Origin of the sequence: Nocardiopsis eucommiae (genome assembly GCF_965344335.1) — a bacterium.
Classification (GTDB): Bacteria; Actinomycetota; Actinomycetes; order Streptosporangiales; family Streptosporangiaceae; genus Nocardiopsis; species Nocardiopsis eucommiae.
In genome coordinates, this window is record NZ_CBDRIY010000018.1 from 51592 (window position 1) to 76368 (window position 24777).

General features: G+C 70.9%; 24 protein-coding genes, 1 pseudogene and 2 CRISPR repeat arrays. Of the genes and pseudogenes, 14 read left to right on the plus strand and 11 right to left on the minus strand.

Annotated elements, in window-relative coordinates; all coding sequences use genetic code 11:
- Nucleotides 1-96: 96 nt before the first annotated feature.
- Complete coding sequence (locus ACRWK8_RS13685) at nucleotides 97-453, minus strand: DUF3017 domain-containing protein (RefSeq protein ID WP_431870611.1); 357 nt, start codon at nucleotides 451-453, stop codon at nucleotides 97-99.
- Nucleotides 454-981: 528 nt separating this feature from the next.
- Between ACRWK8_RS13685 and ACRWK8_RS13690 the strand changes: the two genes are divergently transcribed.
- Entirely contained in the window at nucleotides 982-1587 is a 606-nt protein-coding gene (locus ACRWK8_RS13690) for an FHA domain-containing protein (RefSeq protein WP_431870613.1), read from the plus strand.
- A 50-nt stretch (nucleotides 1588-1637) separates the two neighbouring features.
- Here ACRWK8_RS13690 and ACRWK8_RS13695 read toward each other — a convergent pair whose 3' ends face one another.
- The 5 genes from ACRWK8_RS13695 to ACRWK8_RS13715 all read right to left on the minus strand — a co-directional run bounded on the left by ACRWK8_RS13695 (nucleotide 1638) and on the right by ACRWK8_RS13715 (nucleotide 5266).
- A complete protein-coding gene (locus ACRWK8_RS13695; RefSeq protein ID WP_431870615.1) occupies nucleotides 1638-1922 on the minus strand; it encodes a hypothetical protein in 285 nt (94 codons plus the stop codon).
- Between the two features lie 193 nt (nucleotides 1923-2115).
- Nucleotides 2116-2632: a CRISPR direct-repeat array (repeat unit 29 nt; unit sequence GGGACCATCCCCGCGTGCGCGGGGAGCAG).
- A 357-nt stretch (nucleotides 2633-2989) separates the two neighbouring features.
- On the minus strand, nucleotides 2990-3316 hold the full coding sequence (locus tag ACRWK8_RS13700) for a hypothetical protein (RefSeq protein ID WP_431870617.1): 327 nt from the start codon (nucleotides 3314-3316) through the stop codon (nucleotides 2990-2992).
- A gap of 185 nt (nucleotides 3317-3501) precedes the next feature.
- Nucleotides 3502-4062 carry an ATP-binding protein gene (locus tag ACRWK8_RS13705; protein ID WP_431870619.1) on the minus strand — a complete coding sequence of 187 codons (561 nt, stop codon included), beginning with the start codon at nucleotides 4060-4062 and terminating at the stop codon, nucleotides 3502-3504.
- Between the two features lie 98 nt (nucleotides 4063-4160).
- Nucleotides 4161-4682, minus strand: a complete 522-nt coding sequence (locus tag ACRWK8_RS13710; protein WP_431870621.1) for a hypothetical protein — start codon at nucleotides 4680-4682, stop codon at nucleotides 4161-4163.
- A complete protein-coding gene (locus ACRWK8_RS13715; protein ID WP_431870623.1) occupies nucleotides 4682-5266 on the minus strand; it encodes an ATP-binding protein in 585 nt (194 codons plus the stop codon). The genes ACRWK8_RS13710 and ACRWK8_RS13715 overlap by 1 nt, the downstream gene beginning before the upstream one ends.
- A gap of 458 nt (nucleotides 5267-5724) precedes the next feature.
- Here ACRWK8_RS13715 and ACRWK8_RS13720 point away from each other — a divergent pair, with 458 nt between their 5' ends.
- The 3 genes from ACRWK8_RS13720 to ACRWK8_RS13730 all read left to right on the plus strand — a co-directional run bounded on the left by ACRWK8_RS13720 (nucleotide 5725) and on the right by ACRWK8_RS13730 (nucleotide 7143).
- The gene (locus ACRWK8_RS13720; RefSeq protein WP_378742232.1) at nucleotides 5725-6573 is read left to right on the plus strand and encodes a helix-turn-helix domain-containing protein; all 849 of its coding nucleotides are present in this window, start codon (nucleotides 5725-5727) and stop codon (nucleotides 6571-6573) included.
- Between the two features lie 9 nt (nucleotides 6574-6582).
- A complete protein-coding gene (locus ACRWK8_RS13725) occupies nucleotides 6583-6771 on the plus strand; it encodes a DUF397 domain-containing protein (protein WP_431870625.1) in 189 nt (62 codons plus the stop codon).
- 267 nt (nucleotides 6772-7038) lie between these two features.
- Complete coding sequence (locus ACRWK8_RS13730; protein WP_378742228.1) at nucleotides 7039-7143, plus strand: DUF397 domain-containing protein; 105 nt, start codon at nucleotides 7039-7041, stop codon at nucleotides 7141-7143.
- A gap of 114 nt (nucleotides 7144-7257) precedes the next feature.
- On the opposite strand, the pseudogene ACRWK8_RS13735 reads toward ACRWK8_RS13730, so the two are convergent.
- A pseudogene (locus tag ACRWK8_RS13735) lies at nucleotides 7258-7625 on the minus strand (GntR family transcriptional regulator); the annotation flags it as partial.
- Between the two features lie 24 nt (nucleotides 7626-7649).
- Between ACRWK8_RS13735 and ACRWK8_RS13740 the strand changes: the two are divergent.
- Nucleotides 7650-8111: an NUDIX hydrolase gene (locus ACRWK8_RS13740; protein ID WP_378742459.1), complete on the plus strand. Its 462-nt coding sequence runs from the start codon at nucleotides 7650-7652 to the stop codon at nucleotides 8109-8111.
- Nucleotides 8112-8282: 171 nt separating this feature from the next.
- Nucleotides 8283-9123: direct repeats of the CRISPR family, unit length 29 nt; unit sequence GGGTCCATCCCCGCGTGCGCGGGGAGCAG.
- A gap of 207 nt (nucleotides 9124-9330) precedes the next feature.
- Here the strand turns inward: ACRWK8_RS13740 and ACRWK8_RS13745 are convergent.
- Genes ACRWK8_RS13745 through purN form a run of 3 tightly spaced genes read right to left on the minus strand, consistent with a single transcriptional unit; the run spans nucleotide 9331 to nucleotide 12380 of the window.
- Nucleotides 9331-10188, minus strand: a complete 858-nt coding sequence (locus ACRWK8_RS13745) for a bifunctional methylenetetrahydrofolate dehydrogenase/methenyltetrahydrofolate cyclohydrolase (protein ID WP_431870627.1) — start codon at nucleotides 10186-10188, stop codon at nucleotides 9331-9333.
- 21 nt (nucleotides 10189-10209) lie between these two features.
- A complete protein-coding gene (gene purH / locus ACRWK8_RS13750; protein ID WP_378742224.1) occupies nucleotides 10210-11772 on the minus strand; it encodes a bifunctional phosphoribosylaminoimidazolecarboxamide formyltransferase/IMP cyclohydrolase in 1563 nt (520 codons plus the stop codon).
- The gene (gene purN / locus ACRWK8_RS13755) at nucleotides 11769-12380 is read right to left on the minus strand and encodes a phosphoribosylglycinamide formyltransferase (RefSeq protein ID WP_378742222.1); all 612 of its coding nucleotides are present in this window, start codon (nucleotides 12378-12380) and stop codon (nucleotides 11769-11771) included. Before purN ends, purH begins: the two co-directional genes overlap by 4 nt.
- A 326-nt stretch (nucleotides 12381-12706) precedes the next feature.
- Here purN and ACRWK8_RS13760 point away from each other — a divergent pair, with 326 nt between their 5' ends.
- The 9 genes from ACRWK8_RS13760 (at nucleotide 12707) to ACRWK8_RS13800 (ending at nucleotide 23538) form a co-directional block, all read left to right on the plus strand.
- Nucleotides 12707-13099, plus strand: coding sequence for a DUF4190 domain-containing protein (locus tag ACRWK8_RS13760; protein WP_378742220.1), 393 nt, complete (start codon nucleotides 12707-12709; stop codon nucleotides 13097-13099).
- Nucleotides 13100-13335: 236 nt separating this feature from the next.
- On the plus strand, nucleotides 13336-15468 hold the full coding sequence (locus ACRWK8_RS13765; RefSeq protein ID WP_431870630.1) for a chain length determinant family protein: 2133 nt from the start codon (nucleotides 13336-13338) through the stop codon (nucleotides 15466-15468).
- A complete protein-coding gene (locus ACRWK8_RS13770; protein WP_431870632.1) occupies nucleotides 15465-16877 on the plus strand; it encodes a ligase in 1413 nt (470 codons plus the stop codon). Before ACRWK8_RS13765 ends, ACRWK8_RS13770 begins: the two co-directional genes overlap by 4 nt.
- Nucleotides 16874-18097, plus strand: coding sequence for a phosphotransferase (locus ACRWK8_RS13775; RefSeq protein WP_378742216.1), 1224 nt, complete (start codon nucleotides 16874-16876; stop codon nucleotides 18095-18097). Before ACRWK8_RS13770 ends, ACRWK8_RS13775 begins: the two co-directional genes overlap by 4 nt.
- 121 nt (nucleotides 18098-18218) lie before the next feature.
- Entirely contained in the window at nucleotides 18219-19094 is an 876-nt protein-coding gene (locus ACRWK8_RS13780) for a sulfotransferase family protein (protein ID WP_431870634.1), read from the plus strand.
- Nucleotides 19064-20647, plus strand: coding sequence for a lipopolysaccharide biosynthesis protein (locus ACRWK8_RS13785; RefSeq protein ID WP_431870636.1), 1584 nt, complete (start codon nucleotides 19064-19066; stop codon nucleotides 20645-20647). The genes ACRWK8_RS13780 and ACRWK8_RS13785 overlap by 31 nt, the downstream gene beginning before the upstream one ends.
- Nucleotides 20648-20718: 71 nt before the next feature.
- Nucleotides 20719-21177: a glycosyltransferase family 28 protein gene (locus ACRWK8_RS13790; protein ID WP_378742210.1), complete on the plus strand. Its 459-nt coding sequence runs from the start codon at nucleotides 20719-20721 to the stop codon at nucleotides 21175-21177.
- The gene (locus tag ACRWK8_RS13795) at nucleotides 21174-22709 is read left to right on the plus strand and encodes a glycosyltransferase (protein WP_378742208.1); all 1536 of its coding nucleotides are present in this window, start codon (nucleotides 21174-21176) and stop codon (nucleotides 22707-22709) included. The genes ACRWK8_RS13790 and ACRWK8_RS13795 overlap by 4 nt, the downstream gene beginning before the upstream one ends.
- A 244-nt stretch (nucleotides 22710-22953) precedes the next feature.
- Nucleotides 22954-23538, plus strand: coding sequence for a GNAT family N-acetyltransferase (locus tag ACRWK8_RS13800; RefSeq protein WP_431870639.1), 585 nt, complete (start codon nucleotides 22954-22956; stop codon nucleotides 23536-23538).
- 43 nt (nucleotides 23539-23581) lie between these two features.
- Here the strand turns inward: ACRWK8_RS13800 and ACRWK8_RS13805 are convergent, their stop codons facing one another.
- Complete coding sequence (locus ACRWK8_RS13805) at nucleotides 23582-24682, minus strand: glycoside hydrolase family 26 protein (protein ID WP_378742202.1); 1101 nt, start codon at nucleotides 24680-24682, stop codon at nucleotides 23582-23584.
- Between the last annotated feature and the right edge of the window lie 95 nt (nucleotides 24683-24777).

Below are 24777 nucleotides of genomic sequence, written 5' to 3' on the forward strand. Positions count from 1 at the left end.
GCGCGCGGCAATCCCTGATCCCGCCCGGTGTCCGTGCTGACCGGGAGGCGGAGCTTGTCAGTGTCGCGGTATCTCGACATCAAGCTTATTCGACGCCTAAGAGGAGAGTTGCGGCGCCACCCAGGCCAACACGATCAGCAGGACCGCGAGCGCCACCAGCGTGAGCAGATCGACCCATCTCCGGCGTACCGCGAGGAGCCCGATCCAGTCCTTGGGCAGCAGCAACCTGAAGGTGGCCGCGAGCAGCAGTGCGGCGGCGATGATCGCCGGGCCGCGCTTGAAGTAGGCGGCGGCCACCACGACGATCCCCGCCGCCAGTGCCGACAGCACCAGCGCGTAGGGAACCTGGGAGAGCCAGTACGGCACCTTCGGGCGGCCGCCGCCCTCCGCCGCCCCGCCGCCCGGGGTGCCCCCGTCCGACCGCGCCACCTGCGTCTGCTCAGCGTCGTCCACCGCGTCCCGACCCGTTCGCTTCCGAATTGCCTGGCCGCCGTGCGGCTCGTACCCACGGCCCCTCCCCGGTCGGCTGGCACAGACCGGCCACACGTCGAGGAGGAGCCGTCCGAAACCGAACGGCACTCCAGTGTGGCTCATGTTCCTGGCGGCGCGGGACGCCCCGCGCGAACAGGGGCGCCGTCCTACCGGAGGGGCCGCGTACATACTAGTGAACCGCACGGCCGGAGCCCCAGGGCTCACGGAAACGGACTTGTCTCCCTTGCGGGTCTCCCGTGACCGTTTCCTGCTTCCGGTTCGGTCACAGAGCCGTATTTCCCCGTCTTGTCCGCCTAACTCCGAAGTAAGCGCGTAGAACACGTACCAGCCGGGTAACCCAGGTGGAGACGAGCGCACCGGTGAGCGAGGACCACCCCCATGAAGCCCACGCGACGTGTAGACCGATCGGCCACCCCCCGACAGCCGCCTCTCCACCACCGTAGGCCGCACCCCCACCGACCGCGCCCCAGCAGCCCGGGAGGAGTCACCGTGGACGGTCCCTACCTTCGGTTGGAGGAGACCGGGGACATCCGACCCCTCCCCCACGAGGTCACCACGGTCGGCCGCGGTGAGGGAGCCGACATCAGGCTGACCGACCCCAGCGTGTCCCAGCTCCACGCCGAGCTGGTCCGGCGTGGGCCCTACGTCTACGTGGTCGATCTGGGCCTGTCCCGCAACGGCACCCGGGTCAACGGGCGGCCCATCGCGCGCCGTGTGCTGGAGGAGGGCGACGTCGTGAGCTTCGGTGGCGCCCGCTGCCGGATCGGCGGGTTGCCCGCCGAGCAGCTCAGCCCCGACATCGAGCTCCGCAGGGGGGCGGCTCCCGAGCTCACCCGCCGCGAACTGGACGTGCTCACCGCCCTGTGCCAGCCCGCGCTGTCCGAGGAGGCCTTCGTGGCTCCGGCCACCGCCCGCGACATCGCGGAGGCCCTGGTGGTGACCGAGGCGGCGGTCAAGCAGCACCTGCTGCGGCTCTACCAGAAGTTCCGCATCCCGGAGGGGCAGAACCGGCGCACGCGGTTGGCGAACGAGGTCGTCGCCCTGGGCCTGGTCCGCCCGATGCCCGTGGGAGGACGCACCCGCCGCGCCAGCTGAGGCAGACGGAGGCTCGTGGGTGGGACCGGTCCCACCCGCGAGCCCGGGATTCACCGGCGGGCGGCCCGCACCGTCTCGGACAGGGCGCTGAACTCGGCACGCACCCGCGCGATGTCGGTCGCGTTCGCGGGATCGAGAGCCTCACGGCGGCGGACGCACGCGCGTCGGCCTTCAGTTGCCTCAGCGATCACCCGCTCATCGGGGGCGTCCTTGGCCTCTTCGTGAGCGATCAGGGCGCTGTAGGCGCCCATCGCGCCGTGGATCGCCTCCAGCGCGGCCTCGTAGCTGGCGAGCTCGGTTCCGGACCATGACTCGTTCGGGGGGTTCTCACTCATGACGTCCACCTTGCCTTGGGGAGGGGCGGATTTCCGGGGTCGAGCCGCTGTGCGTCGCGAGTTCGCCGGACGGGGTGAGGATACGCGGTCGGTCGTGACGGAGCCGGTCCCGAGTAGCCCGTAGGACCGGCCAGGTCATCCCCGCACGCGCGGGGAGTCAGGTCGAAAAGGGCCACAAAGAAGCCACACCCGCGGGTCCATCCCTGCGTGCGCGGGAAGCAGATGACCACCCAGATCAACGGAACCCCTGACCCGGGTCCATCCCCGCGTGCGCGGGGAGCAGCACCCGGACGGCATCTGGGCAGGGCTCACCTGGGGTCCATCTCCGCGTGCGCGGGGAGCAGAACCGGTCCACGTCACCGGTCAACCCAGGCGAGGGACCATCCCCGCGTGCGCGGGGAGCAGCGCTGCTGCGCCTGGAGGACGACCACCCGGGTGGGACCATCCCCGCGTGCGCGGGGAGCAGCCCCGGACCTTCGGTCCGAGTGACTGGGAGTAGGGACCATCCCCGCGTGCGCGGGGAGCAGTCCCGCGCGGGCAGGAGCGCCCGGGCGACTTGGGGACCATCCCCGCGTGCGCGGGGAGCAGGTCAGCAACCACCAGGGCGACGCCCCCTCCGTGGGACCATCCCCGCGTGCGCGGGGAGCAGCACCTCGTGGCGCGCGGCTTCACGCGCGTCTCGGGACCATCCCCGCGTGCGCGGGGAGCAGACTCTTTGACCTAGCAACTTACCAGCGGCAAGTGGCCGTTTTTCCAACTTCTCGAAATACGGACACTGGGAACATACGGACAGCAATCTCCATAGGGCTCAGCGCTTTCCGAACCTGCGTGGGTTGGATGTCTTGCTCCGGCCGAACCGGGACTCCTTGGGACGCTACATCAGGACCAACCTTCCCAGCGTGCCGATTTCACCACTGGTCGGCGTTCGGCCACCCCACCGACAGCTGGTCGCGGACCTCGACCGCGGCGACGGACGCTGCACACAGCGCATGGACCTGTCCCAGCACACATGATCGTGGGGCCCGGTGGCGTTGTTGCCTCCGAGCCCCCGTCCTTCTTGTGTTGGGCTAAGTCAGGATGCCGATGTTGTGGGCGGCCAGAGCCGGGCCGACGGTGTCCAGGACGTGCAGACCGTAGAGCAGGGACGCTCCCATGGCTGTGGCGGGCCACCCCCACCAAGAGCGCGGCGCCCGGTGGCGACCTCGGGGAAGTTCGGTATTCGGCTTCCTCCGGGCAGCGGCCGCTTCCCGGGCGTTCTGTTCGCGCTGTTTGCGAGCCACCTTCACCCAGTGCGGAACCGGTCCGTGCTGGAGCATGTACGCCACCCTGGGGTTACCGTCCATCTGGCGCAGCAGCCGTTCCCGCCTGGCCTGGTAGGTCTCCTCCCAGGGCATCTCCGACCGAGGCGATCCCGGCCGGGGTGCGTCCACCTTGGCCGGAACACTCCGGGGAGGGGACATCCGAGAGGCGGTGACCGGAGGGACGGACTTCCTCGGCGGGCGTTCTCCGGGTCGGGGGAAGCGGTGGCCTCGGGGAGCGGTCAGGATCGACCGGATCTCCTCCCGGACCTGAGGCCCGGTCATCGCACACCCCCACAAGAGTTCCCGCCAGCGGACAGGGTGGTCAGGGCGGGGTGGGTGAACTCGGCCCAGATCACGGTGCCCAGCCCGGCACAGAACGGGAAGTCCAACACCGGCCGGAACCCCCAACGGGTGGCCAGGTGACCAAGCAGCAGCAGACCCCGGCCGCGCTCAGCCTGATCCCATTCCCTCCTTGTGCGCCTGCGCGGAACCCTCGGAGAAGAGTCCGAGGTGTTGGTGCGGATGCCGTCATCGATGATCGAGACCCGCACCGTGCCCGGCCGGGGCAGGTCCAGGGTGCGCACCACCCGGCCCTCGGGGTCTTCTCCGGAGCGGGAGTGTTCACAGGCGTTGGCGAACATCTCGCTCACGCACAACACCATGTCTTCCCGCACCTCGACCGGAAGACGGGTCGTCCGCTCCAGGTCGCAGGTGAGGTCGGTGCGTACCTGGCTGGTCTGGGAGAACTGGCCCGGGTAGACGCGGCACTCCCACCGAGACTCGTTCTCGGGCGGGCTGTTCGTGTGGTCCAGGGCAGGGGGGTGCGGCACAATAGCCATGTCGGCAATCTCTTTCTCTTCAACGGGGTTGGGGTGTCGGCCTGCTCTGGGGGTGTTGCTGCACCCGCCAGAGCTTTTTCATGGACTGGCTTCGGGGCTCAGGCTGCGGGCGGAGGTTCCGGATCGCTCCTGTGGACTCCGAGGTGGCGGTGGGCGAGCAGCCGTAGGAGTTCGGTGCGGTTGGGTGCGGTGATGCGCTCGTAGGGGTCACCATCCCCGGTCCACCCGAGGGGACGGCGGGCCACGAAGGTCTCGTGGGGAACCTGGCCCTCCACGGTCATGTTCCAGTGCTTGTGGAGCAGGGTGCAGAGCACGTGTTCGGGGATCGGCAGCGACTCCGTGTGCGGGTTGTTCTGCTTCGGAACCTGCCCTGATTCGGGCCTGTTGCCGGGCACCCGAGTGGGTGCGGGATGGTCGTGGATCGCCTGGTCGATGAGCTGCATCGCCTGTTCGGCGTTGCCCCCCTCGCGGGCGATGCGCAGGGCTTCCAGGACCAGGGGGAGGCGATTGCGCAGGGTGTGGTTGTGCCACACGTCCACCTGCGCGGGAGTCAGATGAGCGGGGGCGGCCAACGCGTCCTCTGCGGTCGCGAGCAGGTCCCGGGTGCCGATGTCCAACATCAGCAATCCACCTCGCCCTCTTCGGTGTTGATCTGCGACCACGGGTTGTGGGTGAGGTCGTAGGAGAGGTGGAACCAGACCTGGCGGAACTTCGGGTTGCCGTTGTCGCCCCACCGGTCCGCCAACGCGTTGACCAACCCCAACCCGATCCCCTGCCCCATGCCCGCGCCCGTCTCGGTGGTGAGGACCGGAAGGTCGGTGGCGGTGAGCGGACCAGGGGCCATGGGGTGCCGGGTGCCCTGGTCTTGGCAGGTCAGCGTCATTCCCGTCGCGCCCCGGTCGACGGTGAGTGAGTAGGTCTGTCCGTGCTCACTCGACAGGGAGTGAGCGATGGCGTTGTTGGCCAATTCCGAGCCGAGCAGCGTGAACAGGAACCGGTAGTCGGGGGAGCGTTCGGCGGCGCTGGTGTCCAGGAACGCGCGGACCAGGGGCATGAGGGCGGGGAGTCCGGCGAAGGCGTACTTGCGCTTACGGAACGGCGTGCCCACCGTGCGGGAGAAGTAGTGGGCGTGGAAGGGCTTGATGAAGCTGGCCAGAGGGACTGTGGCCTCGCGGGTGGTCAGCTCTGGGGAGAACACGCTCACGTGGCCACCGCCAACCGCCGCAGCCCGGACAGGACAGCCTCCAGGACCAGCATGGGTGCGGAGTCGATCGGCCTTCGGGGCGAGGGGATCAACGGACCACGGGAACGAACACTGGTGCGGCGGGGGTTCGCGGCGAAGGCTCGCACGCGTGCGGCCTGCCTGGGACGACGGCGATGGAACGCCACGGACACGAGATGGCACACACATGCCAGCACCAGCGCAGAAAGATTGAGGGATCGGGGCGCCATCAGCGCACACCTCCTGGAGCTCAAGTGCCAGGTAGGAAGCCCAGCTTGGGATTGAGTAAACTCAGGAAACCATGAAAACTTCAGACTTTCAATGTCTTTAGATTTTCCTGTTCACCATACTCTGAGGATTTCAACCTGTCTGTTACTGGATGACCGAATCGCCGACCAGCCGTAACATCCTCAGAGACACCGCCCCAGGAGAGAGCCCCCATGTCTGATCCATCACGTCCAAGCGTCCGCAGGCGACGGCTCTCTGAGGAGCTCCGCCGCTACCGGATCGCAGCGGGGATGACCCTGGACGATGCGGCAGCCGCCACCGAATGGAGCATCGGCAAGGTCTCGAACATCGAAACCGGTGTCCGTCTTCGCCCCAGCGTCGTCGAGGTGCGAGCCCTGCTGGACGTCTACGGAGTAGATGACCCACAGCGTCGCGAAGCTCTGGTCGCCATCACCCGCCAGGCAGGGAAGAAGGGCTGGTGGACGAAGTACAGCGACGTCATCCCAGACGAGTTCCCGGTTCTGGAATCTGATGCGACCGCCATCAGCACATACCAGCCGATGATCGTTCCGGGGCTGCTACAAACACCGGGCTATGTGGAACTTTTGGCGAGATCGGCAAACCTAGTCCGAGACCCCGTAGACATTCTGCGCGTGGTGGACGCACGCCGCCGCAGGCAGGAGATCCTCGCCAGTGAGAACCGGCCAGGCCTCTGGGCAGTGATCGACGCGGGAGCGATCGAAAGACTGCGCGCCAACCCAGAGGTATGCCGTGAGCAGGCTGGGCACTTGGCCGATATGGCTGACAACGGTGAAGGCATCACGATCCAGGTGGTCCCGTTCAGCGCTGGCATCCACGCAGGGGCGAAGGGCAGCTTCGTTCTGATGGACTTCGCAGCAGCCGAACCAGTTGTCTACCTCGAAATGGACCAAGACGGCCTATTTTTGGAGGAGCCAGACGAAATTGCCCGTTACCGAACCCTCTTTAATCACCTCGTGAGCAGGGCCCTCGGCGTTGACGAGAGCGTCGCCTACCTGCGTGACATTGCCAAGGCATCCTGAGAGAGCAAAGTGAACCTCATTCCCAATCCCGACACACTCAGCTTTCGTACGTCGAGTTACAGCGACCGGAGCGACTGTGTCGCTGTCGCCGACATCCCCGGGGGCACCGTAGTCCGCGACTCAAAGTATCCCGAGCGTGGCTACCTGCCGTTCTCCGGACCGGAGTGGGTCGCGCTGCTACACAGCACGCGATCCTAAGCTGGCAGAAGGGAGCCCCCGCGGCTGCGAGGGCTCCCTGGTGCTCATTTCCGCGAATACAGTGCCCGCTGCCCCGTGGCAGCAAGGTATTCGAACACGTCAGCATGGACGCCTTGTCCAAGGCTGCGTCCATTGAGCTGATGAAGCAGCTCATCACGGACTAGAGGCACCACATGCATTCGTCCTCATCTGTCACCGGACTGGACTTCCGCAAGTCCAGCTACAGCGCTAACGCCAACGACTGCGTCGATCGCTGACACCCCGGCTATGCACGCCGTCCGCGACACGAAGAATCGTGAGGCTGGACACCTGGCCTTCGCCCACGGGGAGTGGTCAGCAGCCCTGCTTGCCGCAGTAGGCACCACTGGCTGATCTGGAGAAGGACAAAGGGCCCACACCGTGAGGTGGGGCCCTTCTTTGCATCCATCTGCGCTAACAGTATGTTTCCGCCCAGCCGACAGGAAGTAGGCGACCCTGTCAGCAGGCCACCGGTCCAACGGAGAGAACCTGGACACTGGGCTTCACCCGGCCTGCTCACTCTCCGCGATGTAAGCGGCCTTCCCAGCTCGGCGGTGCGAGCGCCGGAACCGGTCCGAGGACTTGCGGGTGACCGGAGGCCGGGACTTGACGAAGGGCCCCTTGCCCTGGAACGTCTCCACCAGCCCTGAGGTACGCAACTGGGCGATCGCCTTATGAACCGTTCCCAACGAAACGCCATAGCGTTCCATCAGAGCGTTCTCGCTCGGAACCTCCTCAGCGGGAGCCAACCGAGCGCTCCTGATCTGCTCCTCGATGTCATCCGCGATCTGGAGATACCGGGGCTTACCGGACGTTGCCCCTACAACGCTCGCGATGGTCCTTCCACACCTCCTATGCTCATGTATATGGGTGACAGCACTGGGGATCGGCCGTCAACGCCGCTCCATTCCGTGTCCGTCGCAGGAGCCGTCATCAATGACGACGGCCGGTTTCTTGCCGTCCGTCGTGCGGACAACGGAAGGTGGGAACTTCCTGGAGGTGTCCTGGAACTCTCGGAGACCCCGGAAGAAGGGGTACGCCGTGAAGTCTGGGAGGAGACCGGCATCCACGTCGAATTGGACCAACTCACCGGGGTCTACAAGAACACCACTCGGGGGATCATCGCCCTGGTCTTCCGCTGCAAGCCCTCCGGAGGCACGGAACGCCCTTCCACCGAGTCGACCAAGGTCAGCTGGCTCACACCCGACGATGTCACCGAGCTCATGACCGAGGCCTACGCGATCCGCCTCCTCGACGCCCTGGACCACAACGCCCCGCATGTCCGTAGCCACGACGGGCAGCGTCTGACCTCAGCCTCATAGCAGGACTCGGCCACACTTCCAGGGCCGTCTGAATATTCGATCACAGCCCGGGGGCCTGGTGCTCAATCCGGCTGCCCTGAGTCGATCGCTGACCATTCGCACCGCGCGGCACCACACACCCCGCGTGCGCGGGGAGCAGCCCAGCAGTGGTGATGACGGGGACCCGGCCTGGGGTCCATCCCCGCGTGCGCGGGGAGCAGTGCTCGGGATGCTCCCCCGGGAGCACAGTCCGGAGTCGCCGCGTTCCTGGCGGGTCCATCCCCGCGTGCGCGGGGAGCAGTCATCGAGGCCGCCCAGACCGACGTCGGCCAGGGGTCCATCCCCGCGTGCGCGGGGAGCAGCACCGACGCCCTCACCGTCATGCTCAAGACCCGGGTCCATCCCCGCGTGCGCGGGGAGCAGATCTCGGTGTCCGCGATCACCCGCGAGGTGACGGGTCCATCCCCGCGTGCGCGGGGAGCAGAGGCCCAGCAGCCGGTCGCGTTCAACGTGGCGGGGTCCATCCCCGCGTGCGCGGGGAGCAGTATCCACGGTGCGCCCCTGGGCGGCGTGAGCCGGGTCCATCCCCGCGTGCGCGGGGAGCAGACCGCGCCCACTGCACAGCTCCTCGCGGACGTGGGTCCATCCCCGCGTGCGCGGGGAGCAGTATCCACGGTGCGCCCCTGGGCGGCGTGAGCCGGGTCCATCCCCGCGTGCGCGGGGAGCAGCCCGGGCGCTGGCTCTGCCCCCGCAACCATCCGGGTCCATCCCCGCGTGCGCGGGGAGCAGGATCTGGCGGGAGAGCCGTGACCTGGGCGACGGGGTCCATCCCCGCGTGCGCGGGGAGCAGGCGACGCCCCCACGAACCACCGGAGGAACCATGGGTCCATCCCCGCGTGCGCGGGGAGCAGTCGGACGCTGACCACCCGGAAGTTCATGCCATGGGTCCATCCCCGCGTGCGCGGGGAGCAGGCGGAAGGGCCTACAAGCTCTCCGTCACCTGGGGGTCCATCCCCGCGTGCGCGGGGAGCAGACTCTTTGAACTGGCAACTCACCAGTGACAAGTAGCCATTTTTCCAACTTCTCGAAATACGGACACTGGGAACATTCCTCCCGTAGTCGCCATAAGGCTCAATGCTCTCCCAGGCCGCGTCGTTCGGATTGCCTTGCTCCAGCCAGCGCGAGCCCGTCAGCTGAGGGAGCGGCCCCGCCCGGGACCGCCCCCTCCACAAACCTGAGCCTAGAGCCCGGCGGCCTGGCGTTCGGCGGCCTCGACCACGTTGACCAGGAGCATCGCCCGGGTCATCGGGCCCACGCCACCGGGGTTGGGCGACACGTGCCCCGCGACCTCGGGAACGTCGAGCGCGACATCCCCGACCAGACCCTCCTCGGTGCGCGAGACACCCACGTCCAGCACGGCCGCACCCGGCTTGACCATGTCCTTGGTGATGATCCCCGGAACACCCGCACCGGCCACGACGATGTCCGCCCGGCGCGTGTGCTCGGCCAGGTCACGGGTACCCGTGTGGCACAGGGTGACGGTGGCGTTCTCCGACCGACGCGTGAGCAGCAGGCCCAGGGGACGGCCCACGGTCACCCCCCGTCCCACCACGACGACCTCGGCGCCCTTGATCGGCACCTCGTAGCGGTTCAGCAGCTCCACGATGCCGCGCGGGGTGCACGGCAGCGGCGCCTTCTCCATGAGGACCAGCTTGCCCAGGTTGACCGGCTGGAGCCCGTCCGCGTCCTTGTCCGGGTCGATCAGCCCGAGCACCCGGTTCTCGTCCAGACCCCGGGGAAGCGGCAGCTGCACGATGTACCCCGTGCAGGCCGGGTCCTCGTTGAGCTCGCGGACGGCCTGCTCCACCTGCTCCTGGGTCGCGTCGGCGGGCAGGTCGCGGCGGATGCTGGCGATCCCCACCTGGGCGCAGTCACGGTGCTTGCCGCGCACGTAGGAGTGGCTGCCCGGGTCGTCACCGACCAGGACGGTGCCCAGACCGGGGACGACGCCCTTGGCGTGCAGCTTCGCCACCCGCTCCGCCAGTTCCTCCCTGATGGCCTTGGCGGTGGCCTTGCCGTCCAGAACGGTCGCGCTCATGCGTAGCTCCTCGCTGACTGGTTAGTGGAAGAAGTGGCGGGTGCCGGTGAGGTACATGGTGACCCCGGCCGCCTCGGCGGCGGCGATCACCTCGGTGTCGCGCACCGACCCACCGGGCTGGACCACGGCGCGGACCCCGGCCTTGGTGAGGATCTCCAGGCCGTCCGCGAACGGGAAGAAGGCGTCGCTGGCGGCCACGGAACCCCGCACGCGCTCCCCGGCGCGGGAGACCGCGAGACCGGCGGAGTCGACCCGGTTCACCTGACCCATGCCGACGCCCACGGTCGCGCCGTCGGAGGCGAGCAGGATCGCGTTGGACTTGACCGCGCGCACCGCCTTCCAGGCGAACACGAGGTCGGCGAGGAGCTCCGCGTCGGCGGGCGCCCCGGTGGCCAGCGTCCACGCGGCCGGGTCGTCGCCCTCGGCGTCGATGACGTCGGTGTCCTGGACCAGCAGGCCGCCGCTGATCTGGCGGGTCTCCACACGCGGACCCCGGTCGGGTTGGGAGACCACCAGCAGGCGGATGTTCTTCTTGCGGGACAGCGTCTCGACGGCTTCGGGGGTGAAGCCGGGGGCGACGACCACCTCGGTGAAGACCTCGGAGATCTGCTCGGCCAGCGCGGCGCCGACCTCGCGGTTGGTGGCGATCACGCCGCCGAACGCGGAGACCGGGTCGCTGGCGTGCGCCTTGCGGTGCGCCTCGGCGTTGTCGGCGCCCACGGCGATCCCGCACGGGTTGGCGTGCTTGATGATCGCCACGCACGGCTCGTCGAAGTCGTGGGCGGCGCGCAGTGCGGCGTCGGCGTCGACGTAGTTGTTGTACGACATCGCCTTGCCGTGCAGCTGCTCGGCCCCGGCCAGGCCACCGGGCGTGGCCTCGGTGTACAGGGCCGCCTTCTGGTGCGGGTTCTCCCCGTACCGCAGGGCCGCCTGGCGGGTGTGCACGGAGGCGCGGAAGGCGGGCCAGCCGGTGCTCTCGGCCTCGGTGTCGGGGGCGTAGGTGCCCGCGAACCAGTCGGCGACGGCGGCGTCGTAGGCGGCGGTGTGCTGGAAGGCCAGCCCGGCCAGGCCCTTGCGCTCGTCGAGGGTGTAGCCGCCCGCGCGGACCGCTTCGAGGGTCGCTCCGTAGCTGGCGGGGTCGACCACGATCGCCACGCTGCCGTGGTTCTTGGCCGAGGCGCGCACCATGGCGGGCCCGCCGATGTCGATCTTCTCGATGCAGTCGGCCTCGGAGGCACCGGAGGCGACGGTGTCGGAGAAGGGGTAGAGGTTGACCACGACCAGGTCGAAGGGGGCGATGCCCAGTTCGCGGATCTTCGCGACGTGGTCGGGGTTGTTCTGGTCGGCGAGGAGACCGCCGTGCACGGAGGGGTGCAGGGTCTTGACCCGGCCCTCCATGATCTCCGGGAAGCCCGTGACGTCCTCGACGGGGGTGACGGGGACGCCGGCCTCGGTGAGGCGGGCGGCGGTGGAGCCGGTGGAGACGATCTCCACTCCGGCCTCAGCCAGGCCGAGGCCGAGCTCCTCCAGGCCGGTCTTGTCGTAGACGCTGATCAACGCACGCCTGATGGCCTGCTGGGTCACCGGGACTCCTTCGTGTCGGTGCGGCCGAACCGCACGTGCCTGCCGTCGATGGTCCAGCCCTCGCGGGCGAGGCGGCCGACCGTGTCGACCAGCATCCGCCGCTCCACGACCTTGATCCGCTCGTGGAGGCTGGACTCGTCGTCACCGTCCTCGACGGGCACCGCGACCTGGTCGATGATCGGACCGGAGTCGACGCCCTCGTCGAGGAAGTGGATGGTGGTGCCGGTGACGCGGACACCGTGGGCCAGCGCGTCACGCACGGCGTGCGCGCCGGGGAAGGAGGGCAGCAGGGCCGGGTGGATGTTGACGGCCTGGTGACGGCCGATCACGGCGGGCCCGAGGATGCGCATGAACCCGGCGGAGACCACGAGGTCGGGCTCGTGCTCCGCGATCCGGTCGGACATGGCCGCGTCCCAGGCGGACCTGTCGGAGAAGGAGCGGAAGGGGACGACGAAGGTGGGGATTCCGGCCGCGTCAGCGACCTCCACGCCCCGTGTTCCCTCGCGGTCCGTTCCCACTGCGACGATCTCGGCCCCGTAGGAGGGGTCCTTCGCGGCTTCCGTCAGGGCGGCCATGTTGCTGCCCGTCCCCGATATGAGAACCACCACTCGCGCGGACAAAGCGTGCGTCTCCCTCATGTGTAGAAGAACGGTGCGGGGACCGGGTCCCCACTCCCGGGGGCGCCGGGGGACGGCACAGCATCCGGGATGCGCGTACGCCTGGTACGGACGCCAGGCCTGGGCCTCGTCGGCCCGTCCGCGTTCCCACCCTATCGGGCCGGGTAGCGTCTACCTCACGCGGACCGGGCCGTCTCCGCCTCCGGTGGAGGCCTCGGAGGGGGTGCGCGGTCCCGTCTCACCAACGCCACGCGATCCGCTCGGGCGAGCGGACCACGGCGCCCCATGGTGCGGGGCGTCCCCGAAGGAGTGAACCTGTGACCGACAACAGCCCGGAGCCCCGTGCCGACGGCCAGCCGCCCAGGGTCGAGCGAGGAGGCCTGTGGGGGCTGTTCCTGGGCTTGGCGGGTCTGCTCTTCCCGCCCTACGGCGTCGTGCTGTCCGTGTTCGGTGTGGTGCAGGGGTTCCGTGCCCGACGCGCCGCGCGTTCGCACGGGTCGCAGGCTCCGGGCGCGCTGATGAGCGTGGCCCTGGGCGTGATCGGGATCGTCGTGTCCTCGGCCATGCTCTCGGTCCTGTTCGTCTACCAGGACCAGGCCGCGGAGTACCGCGCCTGCTCCGCCAGATCCCACACGGTGTCCACCCAGAAGGACTGCGACGAGGCGTGGGAGTCGAACACCGGGCTGCCCCCGGTGATCCTCGGCGGCTAGCCGAAACGACAGGGCTCCGAACAGGGGGCGGTGGGGGTCTCCCCTCACCGCCCCCTCCGTCGTTTCGGGTGCCTTCGCCCGACTCTGGGTGGATCGTCCCACGTCATAGCCGGTTTGCGGACATCACCACATGGGAAATGCGTGGTTTCCCAAACCACCAGCCGCAGCCAAAGGGATTACACTTAGTATGCAATCGTTCACTAAAAGTGCTGCCATGTCTGTGTGGAGAGGACCCGATGGACACCGACGTCCCAGGCCCGTCCGGACCGGAACTGAAGGAGTACACCGCGCTGCTGAGGCGCCGCTGGCGCCTGGTGGGCGCCGGGGTGCTCGGCGGGCTGGTCCTCGCCACCGCCGGTCTGTTCGCGGTTCCGTCGACCTACACCTCCGTGGCGGCCGTGCAGGTCCAGCCGACCGAGATGGCCGAGTTCACCGGCGAGCGGTCCGGCCGCCTGACCGGGGACGTCAACCTCGACAGCGAGGCCCAGGTGGTCGTCTCCGACCAGGTCACCCGTGGAATGGCGGCGGCGCTTCCCGGTGACCCCTCCCCCGCCGACCTGCGGGAGCGGATCGAGGTCACCGTCCCCTCCAACAGCAACATCCTCGAACTCCACTACTCCGCCCGCTCCCCGGAGGCGGCCCGGGACGGCGCCGACGCCCTCGCCACCGCCTACCTGGAGCACCGGGCGGAGCGGACCCGCGCCCTGATCGACGGACGGCTGGACGCCCTGCGCGACGAGCAGGACGCCCTGTACGAGCGGCTGTCCGAGCTCGACTCGGGCGGATCGGGCCCCGCGCAGGCGAGCGCCGACGCCCAGGCGGACGGGCTGCGCCAGGAGATCAGCGACCTCGGCAACGGCATCAGCCCGCTCAGCGCCCTGCTGGAGACCTTCTCCCCCGGCCAGGTGATCACCCCCGCCGAACTGCCCGAGTCCCCCTCCTCCCCCGTGCCCGCGCTGTGGCTGGTCGCCGGGGTCGCCCTCGGTCTGCTCACCGGGTTGCTGGCGGCCGTGGTCCGCGACCGCCTGGACCCGCGCGTGCACGACACCGAGGACACCGCCCGCGTGGGCACCGTCCCCGTCCTGCTGGACCTGTCCACCGCGCGGACGGCCGACCGCTCCGCCCCCGCCCCGGGGCTGCTCACCGACACTGACCCCGGCGGCCAGCACGCCAACGAGTTCGCGCACCTGGCCCGCGCCCGTCTTTCCGGGGCCTCCCCCGTAACCGACACCGGTGACGACGCCGACGACCGGCCGGTCCCCGGGCACGTGCTCGTGGTCGCCGGGACCACCCCGGGACGCGCGGGCACCGCCGCCGCCGTGAACCTGGCCGCCGCCCTGGCCCGGACCGGTTCCCCGACGCTGCTGGTCTGCGCCGACCCACGCACCGACGCCGCCGAGGTGCTCCTCGACCTGCCACCGGGGCCCGGACTCACCGAGGTCCTGGTGGACGGGGAGGACCCCGCCGACCTGGAGGCCCGCCCCACCGCCGTGCCGCGTCTGAGCGTGCTCCGCCACGGACGCCCCGGGACCGTCGCCCCGATCCAGGGCGGCGCCGCCGAACTGGTGGAGCTGCTGCGTCCGCGCGCCGCGTTCGTGGTGGTCGTGACCGCCTCCGTGGTGGAGAGCGCCGACGCCCACGCCCTGGCCGGGTCCGCCGACCTCCTGCTTCCCGTGGTCGAGCTGGGCCGGACCCGCCGTGCCGACCTGACCGCCCTGGTCGCCGCCGGTGCGCGGTTCGGGGTGACCGTCCCGGGCGTCGTCACCGTGCCCCGCCAGCCGGAGCCGGGGCCCGCAGCGACGCCGCAGGGGTCCGACGACGCCGCGACCACCGGGGCTGCCGCGACCACCGGGGCTGCCGAGGGCACGGAGTCCACCGGTTCCGCTGAGACTGTCGGGGCCGCCGGGGACACCGCGACCATCACGTCCACCGGGGCCACTGAAACTGTCGAGACCGCTGAGGTGGGCGCCGGGGTCGGCAAGGCCGCCGCGACCGCCAAGGCCGCTGACTCCGCCGCGACGGGTGGCGGTGGTACTGCTGCCGCTGAGGGCAAGGAGACAGCCGGGGGCACCGGGACCGTCGCGGCTGCCGGGATTGCTGAGTCTGCCGGGACCTCCGAGGGCACTGGCAATGCTGAAGCTGCCGGGGTCGCGGAGGCCGAAGCTGCCGTGGCCTCCGGGGCCGATGGGGCGGACGAGGGCACGGAGACCTCCGAGCCTGCTGAGGCCGTCGAGACCGCCGAGGGCGACGACGCCGGGGCCGAGGTTCCGGCGGGGTCGAACGGCGGACCCGCCAAGGGCAAGGCCACCGCGTCCGCGAAGAAGAAGTCGACCAAGCACAGGCCCGCGGCAGCGGGGTCACGGCGTTGACCGGCCGGGGCGCCGCCGTCGGCGGCCGAGACGTGCACGGTTCGGCCTGGGAGGTCGCTCCGCGACGCGGGGGCGCCCCGGTCACCGGGAACCCGCTGGTGTGGCTGCTGGCCGGGTACCCGCTGTGGTGGGCGCTGGGAATGGGCCAGTTCGCCTACTGGCTCTTCGCCGTCCCCATGCTGGCCGAACTGGTCCGCCGACACCGGACGGTCGGGCTGCGGGTCCCGCCCGGCTTCTGGCTGTGGGGGCTCTTCCTGGTGTGGACGGTCCTGGGCCTGGCCCTGGTCCCGTTGGAGATGCCCGGGACGGTTCCGGAGAGCGGCGGCTACCCGGGCGCCCTGCTCCGGGTGATCAACTACCTCGTGCTCACGGTGCTGCTCCTCTACGTGGGCAACCTGACCGAGCGTGAGCTCCCGGTCCGCGTCGTGGTGTGGGCGCTGGCGGTGCTGTGCGTGGTGACGGTCGCCGGGGGCTACCTCGGCATGCTCGCGCCCCGCTTCGAGTTCACGGCTCCGCTGGAGTACCTGGTCCCGGGGTCACTGGCGAAGGACCCCTACATGCAGACGCTGATCCATCCGGCGTCCGCCCAGGTCATGGACGTGTTCGGCGGGGTCGAGTCGGCCCGCCCGAAGGCGCCGTGGGAGTACACCAACGTGTGGGGCTACATGCTGTCCCTGCTGCTGGTGTGGGTCGTGGTCGGCTGGTTCGTCCAGGGGTCCGGGTGGACCCGGCTGGGCGCCCTGGCCCTGGTCGCCGTGTCCGTGGCCCCGGTCGTGCACTCCCTCAACCGCGCTCTGTGGGCCGGGCTGGCGCTCTCCCTGGCGTTCGGCGCGGTGCAGGCGGTGCGCCGGGGCCGCGTCGTCCTGGTCGGCGCCGGGGCGGTGGCCGTGGTCGCGGTGCTGATCGCCCTGGCCCTGTCGCCGCTCGCGGACGTGGTCCGCGCCCGGGCGGACAACCCGCACAGCGACAACGGGCGGGCGGCCACCAACGCCGCGTCCGTCGAGGCCGCCCATCTGTCCCCGGTCAACGGCTGGGGCACCACCCGGGAGGCGCTGGGCAGCTCCGACTCCATCGCGATCGGCCCCACGGCCGACTGCCCCGGCTGCGGGCAGCACGTGATCGGCAACGCCGGGCAGCTGTGGATCACCCTGATCTCCAGCGGCTGGGTGGGCACCGTCCTGCTCTTCGGGTTCTTCGCCTGGGTGGCCTGGCGCTACCGCGCCGCGTCCACTCCGGTCGGTCAGGGAGCACTGCTGACCGTCCTGCTTCTGTTCTGGTACATGTTCTTCTACGTCGCGCTGATGTCCCCCCTCGCCGTCACCATGATCGCCGTCGCCCTGCTCTGGCGCGGCGAGGAACCGGTGCTCCGGCGACGCGGGACCGCGCACACCGGCGGGGGTGCCTGGTGAACAGCGAGACCACCTATCTGACCGACCTCGCGGCGGTGTTGTGGCCCTGCGGGGGCCTGCTCGGCACGGGTGACGGGGCGGTGCGGCGCATGGCGTACCGCAACCGGGGCAACCAGTACCTACCGGTGCCCAACGCCCACAACCCCCGGGTGATCCTGCCCGCGCACAACCGCTCGGCGGCCACGAGGGGGATCACCTCCTTCGCCCAGGGGCACTCCCTGCGCGAGCGGCTGCGGACCCTGATGCTGACCAGCGCCTTCGCCACCGGGGTGGCTCCGCTGCTCCTGCGCGACCGGCTCTTCGTCGGCGCGGGGCCGGGGATCGAGCACGCGCTCACCACCGCCCTGGACCGCGAGCTGGCCATCGCGATCCACGTGGGCCCGCCGCGTGCCAACCGCAAACCGGTCCTGCTCCTGCTCACCCCGGGCGGGCGCACCATCGGCTACGCCAAGGTGGGCGTCAACGACCTCACCGCCCGCCTGGTGCGCGCCGAGACGCGGGCCCTGCACCGCCTGTCGCGGGCCCGGCTGCGGGACGTGACCGTGCCCCGCCCGCTCTACGACGGCGAGTGGAACGGCCACCCGATGCTGGTGCAGGAGGCGCTGCCGGTCGGCCACCAGACGGACCGGCCCACCCGGCACCAGCTGCTGCGCTGTGTCACCCAGATCGTGGGGATCTCCGAGGTGCGCGAGCGCAGACTCTCGGAGAGCCCCTACCGGAGGTCCCTGGACGAGCGGATCGCCCGGCTCGGCGCGCGTCCCGAGGCCACGCCCCTGCGTACCGCGCTGCACCGGCTGCCCGACGTGTCCCTGCCCTTCGGGGCCTGGCACGGCGACCTGACCAGGTGGAACATCGCGAGCACGGCGCGTCGTGCCTTCGTTTGGGACTGGGAGCGCCTCACCATGGACGCACCAGCGGGGTTCGACGCCCTGCACTTCGACCTCAACGAGTGCGTGCAGGCCGGGGTGCACCCGGGTGTCCACCGGTGGCTGGACAGCGGTACCCGGCTGCTCCGCGATCCGATGCTGGCGGGGTTCGGACTGCGGGACCACACCGTGTCCACGGTGATGGCCCTGTACCTGATCGACCTCGCCACGCGTTACCTGCACGACCGCCAGGCGGAGTCCGGCAGCGGCATGGCCGCCGTCGACGACTGGCTGCTGCCCGCGTTGGACGGGCTCCAGGAGAGGGCGGCCCACGAGGCCGTCCGCCCCGTCTGACGGCCGTGCCGGACCGCCCCGGCGCACGCCACGCAGTAGCAGCCGCGCCCGCTCCGCGGCTGGCCGACATCAGCCCGGCCCCCGTCCCCGGACGGGGGCCACGCACACAAGGAGCTCGCCCATGCCCCGGGCCACCTCGCCCCTGAACCGCCTGGCCGTCCCGGCACGGCGCGCCCTGCTGCCGCTCGCGGACGGCCTGGGCGGTGTCACCAGCGCCGCCCGGGCCGTGCCCGACTTCCTCATCTGCGGAGCCCAGCGTTCGGGCACCACCTCGCTCTTCAAGGCCCTGTCCCAGCATCCGGGGGCGACCGGGCCGGTCCTGCGCAAGGGCGTGCACTACTTCGACACCGGCCACCACCACGGACCGGACTGGTACCGCTCGCACTTCCCGCTGCGCGCGTCCCTGCGTCCCCGGTGGGGGCGGCCCCGGGTCCGGGTGTTCGAGTCCAGCCCCTACTACCTGTTCCACCCGCTCTCCGCCGAGCGGATCGCCAAGGAGCTGCCGGAGGCGCGGATCGTGGTGATCCTGCGCGACCCCGTCGAGCGGGCCTACTCGGCGCACGCCCACGAGACCGCGCGGGGGTTCGAGACCGAGCCGTTCGCGCGCGCCCTCGAACTGGAGGAGCGGCGGTTGGCCGGGACCGAGGAACGGCTGGTGGAGGACCCCGGCCACCACTCCCACTCGCACCAGCACCACGGGTACGTGGCGCGGGGCCGCTACGCGGACCAGCTGGAGCGGATGGAGGCGGCGGTGGGTCGTGAGCGCATGCACGTGGTGGACTACGCGGACCTGTTCGACGGCGGTCCCCGCGCGCTGGCCGGGATCCTGGACTTCCTCGGCCTTCCGCCGGGGCCGGACCTCTCCCTGGGGCGGCACAACGCCCGCAAGCGCGCGGTGATGCCCGAGACCCTGCGCGCCGAGCTCACCTCGCGTTTCGCGGACAGCGACGCCCGGCTGGCCACCTGGTGGGGGCGCACCCCCTCGTGGTGCGCGTGACCCCCACGGGGACACGGCGCGGGAACGGCCTGGGCCGGGTCCTGCGCGGCGGTGTGGTGAACATGGCCGGGGCGGTGGTGAGCGCCGCGCTCAACCTCGCGCTGATCGTGGCGATCACCCGGGCCTTCTCGCAGGACACGGCCGGACTGCTGTTCTCCGCCACCTCGGTGTTCCTGATCATGGCGGCGGTGGCCAACGCGGGCGCCCCGGACGGGCTGGTGTACTTCATCGCCCGGATGCGGGTGTTCGGCCGCCCCGAGGGCGTGCCGGTGCTGCTGCGCCTGGCGCTGGGACCCGCAGTGCTGGCGTCCTGCCTGGTCGCGGCCGGACTGATGGTCTTCGCCGGACCGCTGGCCGAGGCGCTGGGCTCGGAGGAGGCCGCCGCCTACCTGCGGACCCTGGCGCTCTTCCTGCCCTTCGCCGTGCTCACCGACTCCGCGCTGGCGGCGACCCGCGCCCACCACGACATGTCGGTGACGGTCGTGGTGGACAAGGTGGGCCGTCCGCTGGCCCAGCTGGGGCTGGTGGGGATGATCGCGCTGTCCGGTTCGGCCGGGCTGCTGGCCCTGGCCTGGGCCGGTCCGTACCTCCCGGCGGCGGTGCTGGCCTGGTTCTGGCTGGGCCGGATCGTGCGCCGCGCCGGTCCGGACGACCCGGCACCCGCCGAAGGGACACCGGCCGAACCGGCGGGGACCGAAACGACGGGCGCCGACCGGTCACCGGTCGGCGCCGAGGACCGCGACGAGCGGGTCACCCCGGCGGTGTTCTGGTCGTTCGCGCTGCCCCGCGCCCTGGGCGGGGTCGCCCAGATGGGGGTGCAGCGCGGCGGAGTGGTGATGGTGGCGCTGCTGAACGGGCTGAGCGGGGCGGCGGTCTTCACGGCCGCGACACGGATCATGGTCGTCGGCCAGTTCGGCACCCAGGCCGTGCTCTACGCGGCCCAGCCGCGCTTCGCCGAGCTCCTGGCCGCGCGCGACCACGCGGCCGTGCGTTCGCTGTACCAGGCGGGGACGGCCTGGCTGGTGTGCCTGAACTGGCCGCTGTACCTGACCGCGCTGGTGTTCGCCCCCGAGGTGATGCGGCTGTTCGGGGACGGCTACGAGTCCGGGGTCCTGGCACTGGTGATCGTGTGCGCGGGCCAGCTGACCGCCCAGGTGCTGGGCATGGGAGACCTCGTCCTGACGATGACCGGCCGCACCGGGCTGAACCTGCTCAACAACGTGATGTCACTGCTGGCCAACGTGGCGGTGTGCGTGCTCCTGGTACCCGCGTACGGGGCCGCGGGAGCGGCCGTCGCCCTGGTGGCCGCCGCGCTGGTCCGCAAACTCCTGCCCCTGTGGCAGCTGCGGTCCCTGGTGGTCCTGCACCCGGTGAGCCGCCCGGTGCTGGCCGCCACGGGCAGCGCGCTGGTGTGGTTCGGCGCCCTGCCGCTGTTCCTGGACGCGGTGACCGGCGGCGGAGTGCCGGTCCTGGCGGCGGCGGTGCTGGTGGGGGCCCTCGGGCACCTCGGCACGGTCTGGCGGCTGCGCGACCGCCTCGAACTGCGGAGGTGAACCCGGTCCGCCCGCCCACCGTGCGCACGACACCCACAAGCCAACACCCAGAGCAATGGACTGATCACCGTATGTCTGAACGACCGGTTCTCCTGGTGGCCTCCAGCGGCGGCCACCTCACCCAGCTGCGGTCCCTACGCCCCTGGTGGCGTGGGAGGGAGCGCGTGTGGGTCACCTTCCGCACCCCCGACGCCGAGTCCGCGCTCACCGACGAGTCGGTGCGCTGGGCGCACCACCCCACCACCCGCCACCTCGGCAACCTGCTCCGCAACACCGGCCTGGCCCTGCGGACGATGCGGGCGCTGCGCCCCGCCGCCGTGGTCAGCACCGGCGCCGGGGTGGCCCTGCCGTTCTTCGTCCTGGGCTGGCTGATGCGGATCCCCACCGTCTACATCGAGGTGTACGACCGCATCGACACCCCCACCCTCACCGCCCGGCTCTGCAAGCCGTTCACCCGGCTGTACCTCGCCCAGTGGGAGGAACAGCGCTCGTTCATGCCGACCGCCATCACCGTAGGACCGCTCCTGTGACCGAACAGACCACACGTCCCACCCAGAGCCCCGAGGGCAGCGACCACGCCGACGTGGTCGTCAGCCTCGGCACCGACCACCACTCCTTCGACCGCCTCGTGAGGTGGGTCGACGACTACGCCCGGCGCAACCCCGACCTGCGCGTCCTGGTCCAGCACGGGCACAGCCGGGCCCCGGAGAAGGCCTCGGGCACCCCGTTCCTGTCCGGAGAGGAGCTGTCCGAGGCGATGCGCGCGGCCTCCGTGGTCGTCACACACGGGGGCCCCGGAACCATCACCCAGGCGCGGGCCGCCGGACACCTGCCCGTCGTGGTGGCCCGCGACCCCGAGCTGGACGAGCACGTGGACGAGCACCAGCTGCTGTTCGTCCGCCGGGTCGAGGACGCGGGACGGGTGCGTGCCTGCGCCACCGCCCAGCAGCTGCACGCCTTCATCGACAAGGCCCGGGAGTCCCCCGAGGACTTCCGCGTGGACCCCGCCGCCGAGGACGGTCCCGACCGGGCCGCCCGGCGCGCCGGCGAGCTGATCGACCTGCTCACCGACGACCGGGACGGTGCCGACGGGGTCGAGGAGGGCGCCCGGCGGGACACGGGTTCCCGGGTGACGGCCGAGGTGCCGGGCGACACCTGGCCCGCCGTGACCGTGGTGGTGCCCACCCGGGACCGGCCCGAGCTGCTGCGGCGCACCCTGCGCGCGATCGTCGAGCAGGACTACCCGGGGCGCATCACCACCATCGTGGTGTTCGACAACGACCAGCCGGACCCCACCCTCACCCACGGTGAGGGGGACCGTCCGGTCCGTGTGGTGACCAACACGCTCACACCGGGGCTGGCCGGGGCGCGCAACACCGGGGTGCTCGGCGCCGACACGGAGCTCGTGGCCTTCTGCGACGACGACGACACCTGGATGCCCGAGAAGCTGAGGGCCCAGGTGGAGATCATGCGCGAGGAGCCGGACACGGACATGGTGTGCTGCGGCATCCAGGTGGTCTACGACCGGGTCGAGTCCGAGCGGATCCTGGAGCGGACCAGCGTCACCTTCTCCGACCTGCTGCGTTCGCGTCTGACCGAACTGCACCCGTCCACCTTCCTGATCCGGCGCCGGGCCATGATCGACGGCTGCGGAACCGTGAGCGAGGAGATCCCCGGAAGCTACGCGGAGGACTACGAACTCCTGCTGAGGCTGGCCCGGCGGGGTCCGATCCGCAACATCCCCGAGCCCGGCGTGCGGGTGCTGTGGCACCGCAAGTCGTTCTTCTCGGAGCGCTGGCAGACCATCTCCACCGCCCTGCGCTGGCTGTTGGAGCGCTACCCCGAGTTCGCGCTGGTGCCGCGCGGGTACGCGAGGATCGCGGGGCAGATCGCCTTCGCGGAGGCCTCGGCCAAACGGCGCGGCCGGGCTCTGCGGTGGATCGGCCGGACCCTGCGCAGCCGACCGTTGGAGGCCCGCGCGTACCTGGCCCTCCTGGTGGTGTGCGGGATGCCGCCCGCGTGGATCCTCCGCCTGCTCCACCTGCGCGGCAAGGGGGTCTGAGGTCGCGCCTGCCGGGTCGTCCTCGTTTCCGAGCGCGGACGACCCGGAGGGCCGTCCGGGTGCCCGCTCCCCCTCAGGTCCGGTGCCGACCGAGCGACGGTCCCGGCGGTGGCCCGGACCTCCTCTCCCAGGGCGGGCGGTCCGGCCCGACCGATAGCCTCTCCCCCGTGCCCCGCACGGGGTCGGGGCGAGCACACGACACCGGGGGGACGCCATCTTCGAAGCCGACACGACCGGAGGACCCGTGATCAGGGAGGCCGTCAGCGAGGACGTGGCCGGGGCGGCCGAGACCCTCACCGAGGCCTTCCGGGACTACCCCTTCACCCGGCACACGATCTCCGCAGACGACCACCTCGCCCGCCTCCGCGAGTTCCAGCGGCTCTTCCTGGCCGAGGTCGGCCTGCCGCACGGCCGGGTGTGGGTGAGCGACGACCTGTCGGCCGTGGCCGTCTGGTCCACGCCCGACTCGGGCGGGGCCGACGGGGTCGTGGCCGGACTGCTGCCCACGCTGGTCAACCTCGCGGGCGACCGTGCCGACGCCTACGCCTCGGCGGAGAAGGCCATGGAGGCGCACCGGCCGAAGGAGCCGGTCTGGTTCCTGGGCACCGTGGGGGTACGGCCCCGGGCCCGGGGCCGGGGGCTGGGCCGCGCGGTGATCCGCGCCGGTCTCCGTGAGGCGGACGCCGCGGGGGTGACCGCCTTCCTGGAGACGGCGACGCCCGAGAACGTCCGGCTGTACGAGTCGCTGGGGTTCGTGGTCACCGCGGAGTACGACCTGCCCGACGGCGGACCGCACACCTGGTCGATGTCCAGGCCGGTGGGCGGCTGAGACGCGGGACCGTCCCGGTGGCACCGGGACGGCCCGGCCGCGCTCAGTCGCGGGTCACCGCGTACTCCGCCAGGCGCCGGACCCGCTCGGGAAGGTTCACGTAGGGGTCCTTGCCCGCCTGCGCGAACCCGCGCCGGGCGTGCTCGTTGGCCAGGATCCGGAAGTCGCAGTCGGCGCCGACCTCGCTGTCCCACAGCTTGACGGCCCGCACCCGCTCGTAGCGCCTGAGGACGTCCGGGACGTCGGTGTACCACTTGGTGGTCGCGCTGGCGCCGATGTCGGTGGTCCCCATCTCCCCGATCATGACCGGCTTCCGGGGGTCGATGCCGTGCTTGGGGCCCTCCTGCTGGATCCACTCGTAGGTCGGGGCGAGGGCGTCCTCGAAGGAGTCGACGTGGTTCCAGTCGTTCATCTTCTCGCAGCCGGTCATGTTGTACGCCTCCCAGCTGATCCAGTCGACGTAGTCGTTGCCGGGCCACAGGCCCGGGAGCCGGTCCAGGTTGCCGGGCCACCCGGTCACGTTCCAGACCCAGATCGCGTTGTCCGCGCCCTCCGAGCGGTAGAGGTCGACGATGTGCCGCCAGGAGCGCACGAACTCCTCCGGGGTCCCCCGGTTGTTGTACCGGGCCTTGCCGTCGGCCTCGTGGTCGAAGGTGACGAAGTACGGGACGTCGAGTTCCGCGATGGCCCGCGCCTGGGACCGCAGCGAGGAGTCGAACTCGCCCGCGATGATGTCGCGGTAGGCGATGTCGGAGCGCCCCTGGGTGAAGCGGCGGGCCTCGATGTTGGTGTGCACGAAGCGGCCCTCGGCGATCATGCGCCGCTCGCGGTCGCCGGGGACGTCGGCCTGGTCGATACCGCGCCAGGTGTAGACGATGTCCATGTCGCGGTCGACCGCCGCCTCCAGCGCCGCCACGTCGTCGCCGTCGGGGCTGGCGCCCCACCAGACGCCGCAGGAGGGTTCGAGGATGTCCGAGACCGTGCACTGGGTCTCGACGGTGGAGGGCAGGCCGAGGAACGACGCCGAGTTCGGCACGGAGGGGCTCTGCCGAGGCCGGTCCTCCGCCGGTGCCGCGGCCTCGGTCGGGCCGTCACCCACGCTCGTCAGCCCCAGGGCGAGCAGGACCGCCCCCGTCGCCGCCATACCTCGTACCGGTCCGCCCACCATGGTCAACCGCCCCCTAGCTTCCCCGATGACAACCCAGAGTGTTCACGTAATGACAATACGTTATGTATCCC

What these genes read in the sequence shown, in the direction of transcription:
- ACRWK8_RS13730 (WP_378742228.1), top strand. Translation starts at nt 7,039, where the DNA reads ATGCACGCCGTCCGCGACACGAAGAATCGTGAGGCTGGACACCTGGCC.
- ACRWK8_RS13710 (WP_431870621.1), bottom strand. Translation starts at nt 4,682, where the DNA reads ATGTTGGACATCGGCACCCGGGACCTGCTCGCGACCGCAGAGGACGCG.
- ACRWK8_RS13765 (WP_431870630.1), top strand. Translation starts at nt 13,336, where the DNA reads ATGGACACCGACGTCCCAGGCCCGTCCGGACCGGAACTGAAGGAGTAC.
- ACRWK8_RS13695 (WP_431870615.1), bottom strand. Translation starts at nt 1,922, where the DNA reads ATGAGTGAGAACCCCCCGAACGAGTCATGGTCCGGAACCGAGCTCGCC.
- ACRWK8_RS13705 (WP_431870619.1), bottom strand. Translation starts at nt 4,062, where the DNA reads ATGGCTATTGTGCCGCACCCCCCTGCCCTGGACCACACGAACAGCCCG.
- ACRWK8_RS13780 (WP_431870634.1), top strand. Translation starts at nt 18,219, where the DNA reads ATGCCCCGGGCCACCTCGCCCCTGAACCGCCTGGCCGTCCCGGCACGG.
- ACRWK8_RS13805 (WP_378742202.1), bottom strand. Translation starts at nt 24,682, where the DNA reads ATGGCGGCGACGGGGGCGGTCCTGCTCGCCCTGGGGCTGACGAGCGTG.
- ACRWK8_RS13745 (WP_431870627.1), bottom strand. Translation starts at nt 10,188, where the DNA reads ATGAGCGCGACCGTTCTGGACGGCAAGGCCACCGCCAAGGCCATCAGG.
- ACRWK8_RS13790 (WP_378742210.1), top strand. Translation starts at nt 20,719, where the DNA reads ATGTCTGAACGACCGGTTCTCCTGGTGGCCTCCAGCGGCGGCCACCTC.
- ACRWK8_RS13720 (WP_378742232.1), top strand. Translation starts at nt 5,725, where the DNA reads ATGTCTGATCCATCACGTCCAAGCGTCCGCAGGCGACGGCTCTCTGAG.
- ACRWK8_RS13740 (WP_378742459.1), top strand. Translation starts at nt 7,650, where the DNA reads ATGTATATGGGTGACAGCACTGGGGATCGGCCGTCAACGCCGCTCCAT.
- ACRWK8_RS13700 (WP_431870617.1), bottom strand. Translation starts at nt 3,316, where the DNA reads ATGCCCTGGGAGGAGACCTACCAGGCCAGGCGGGAACGGCTGCTGCGC.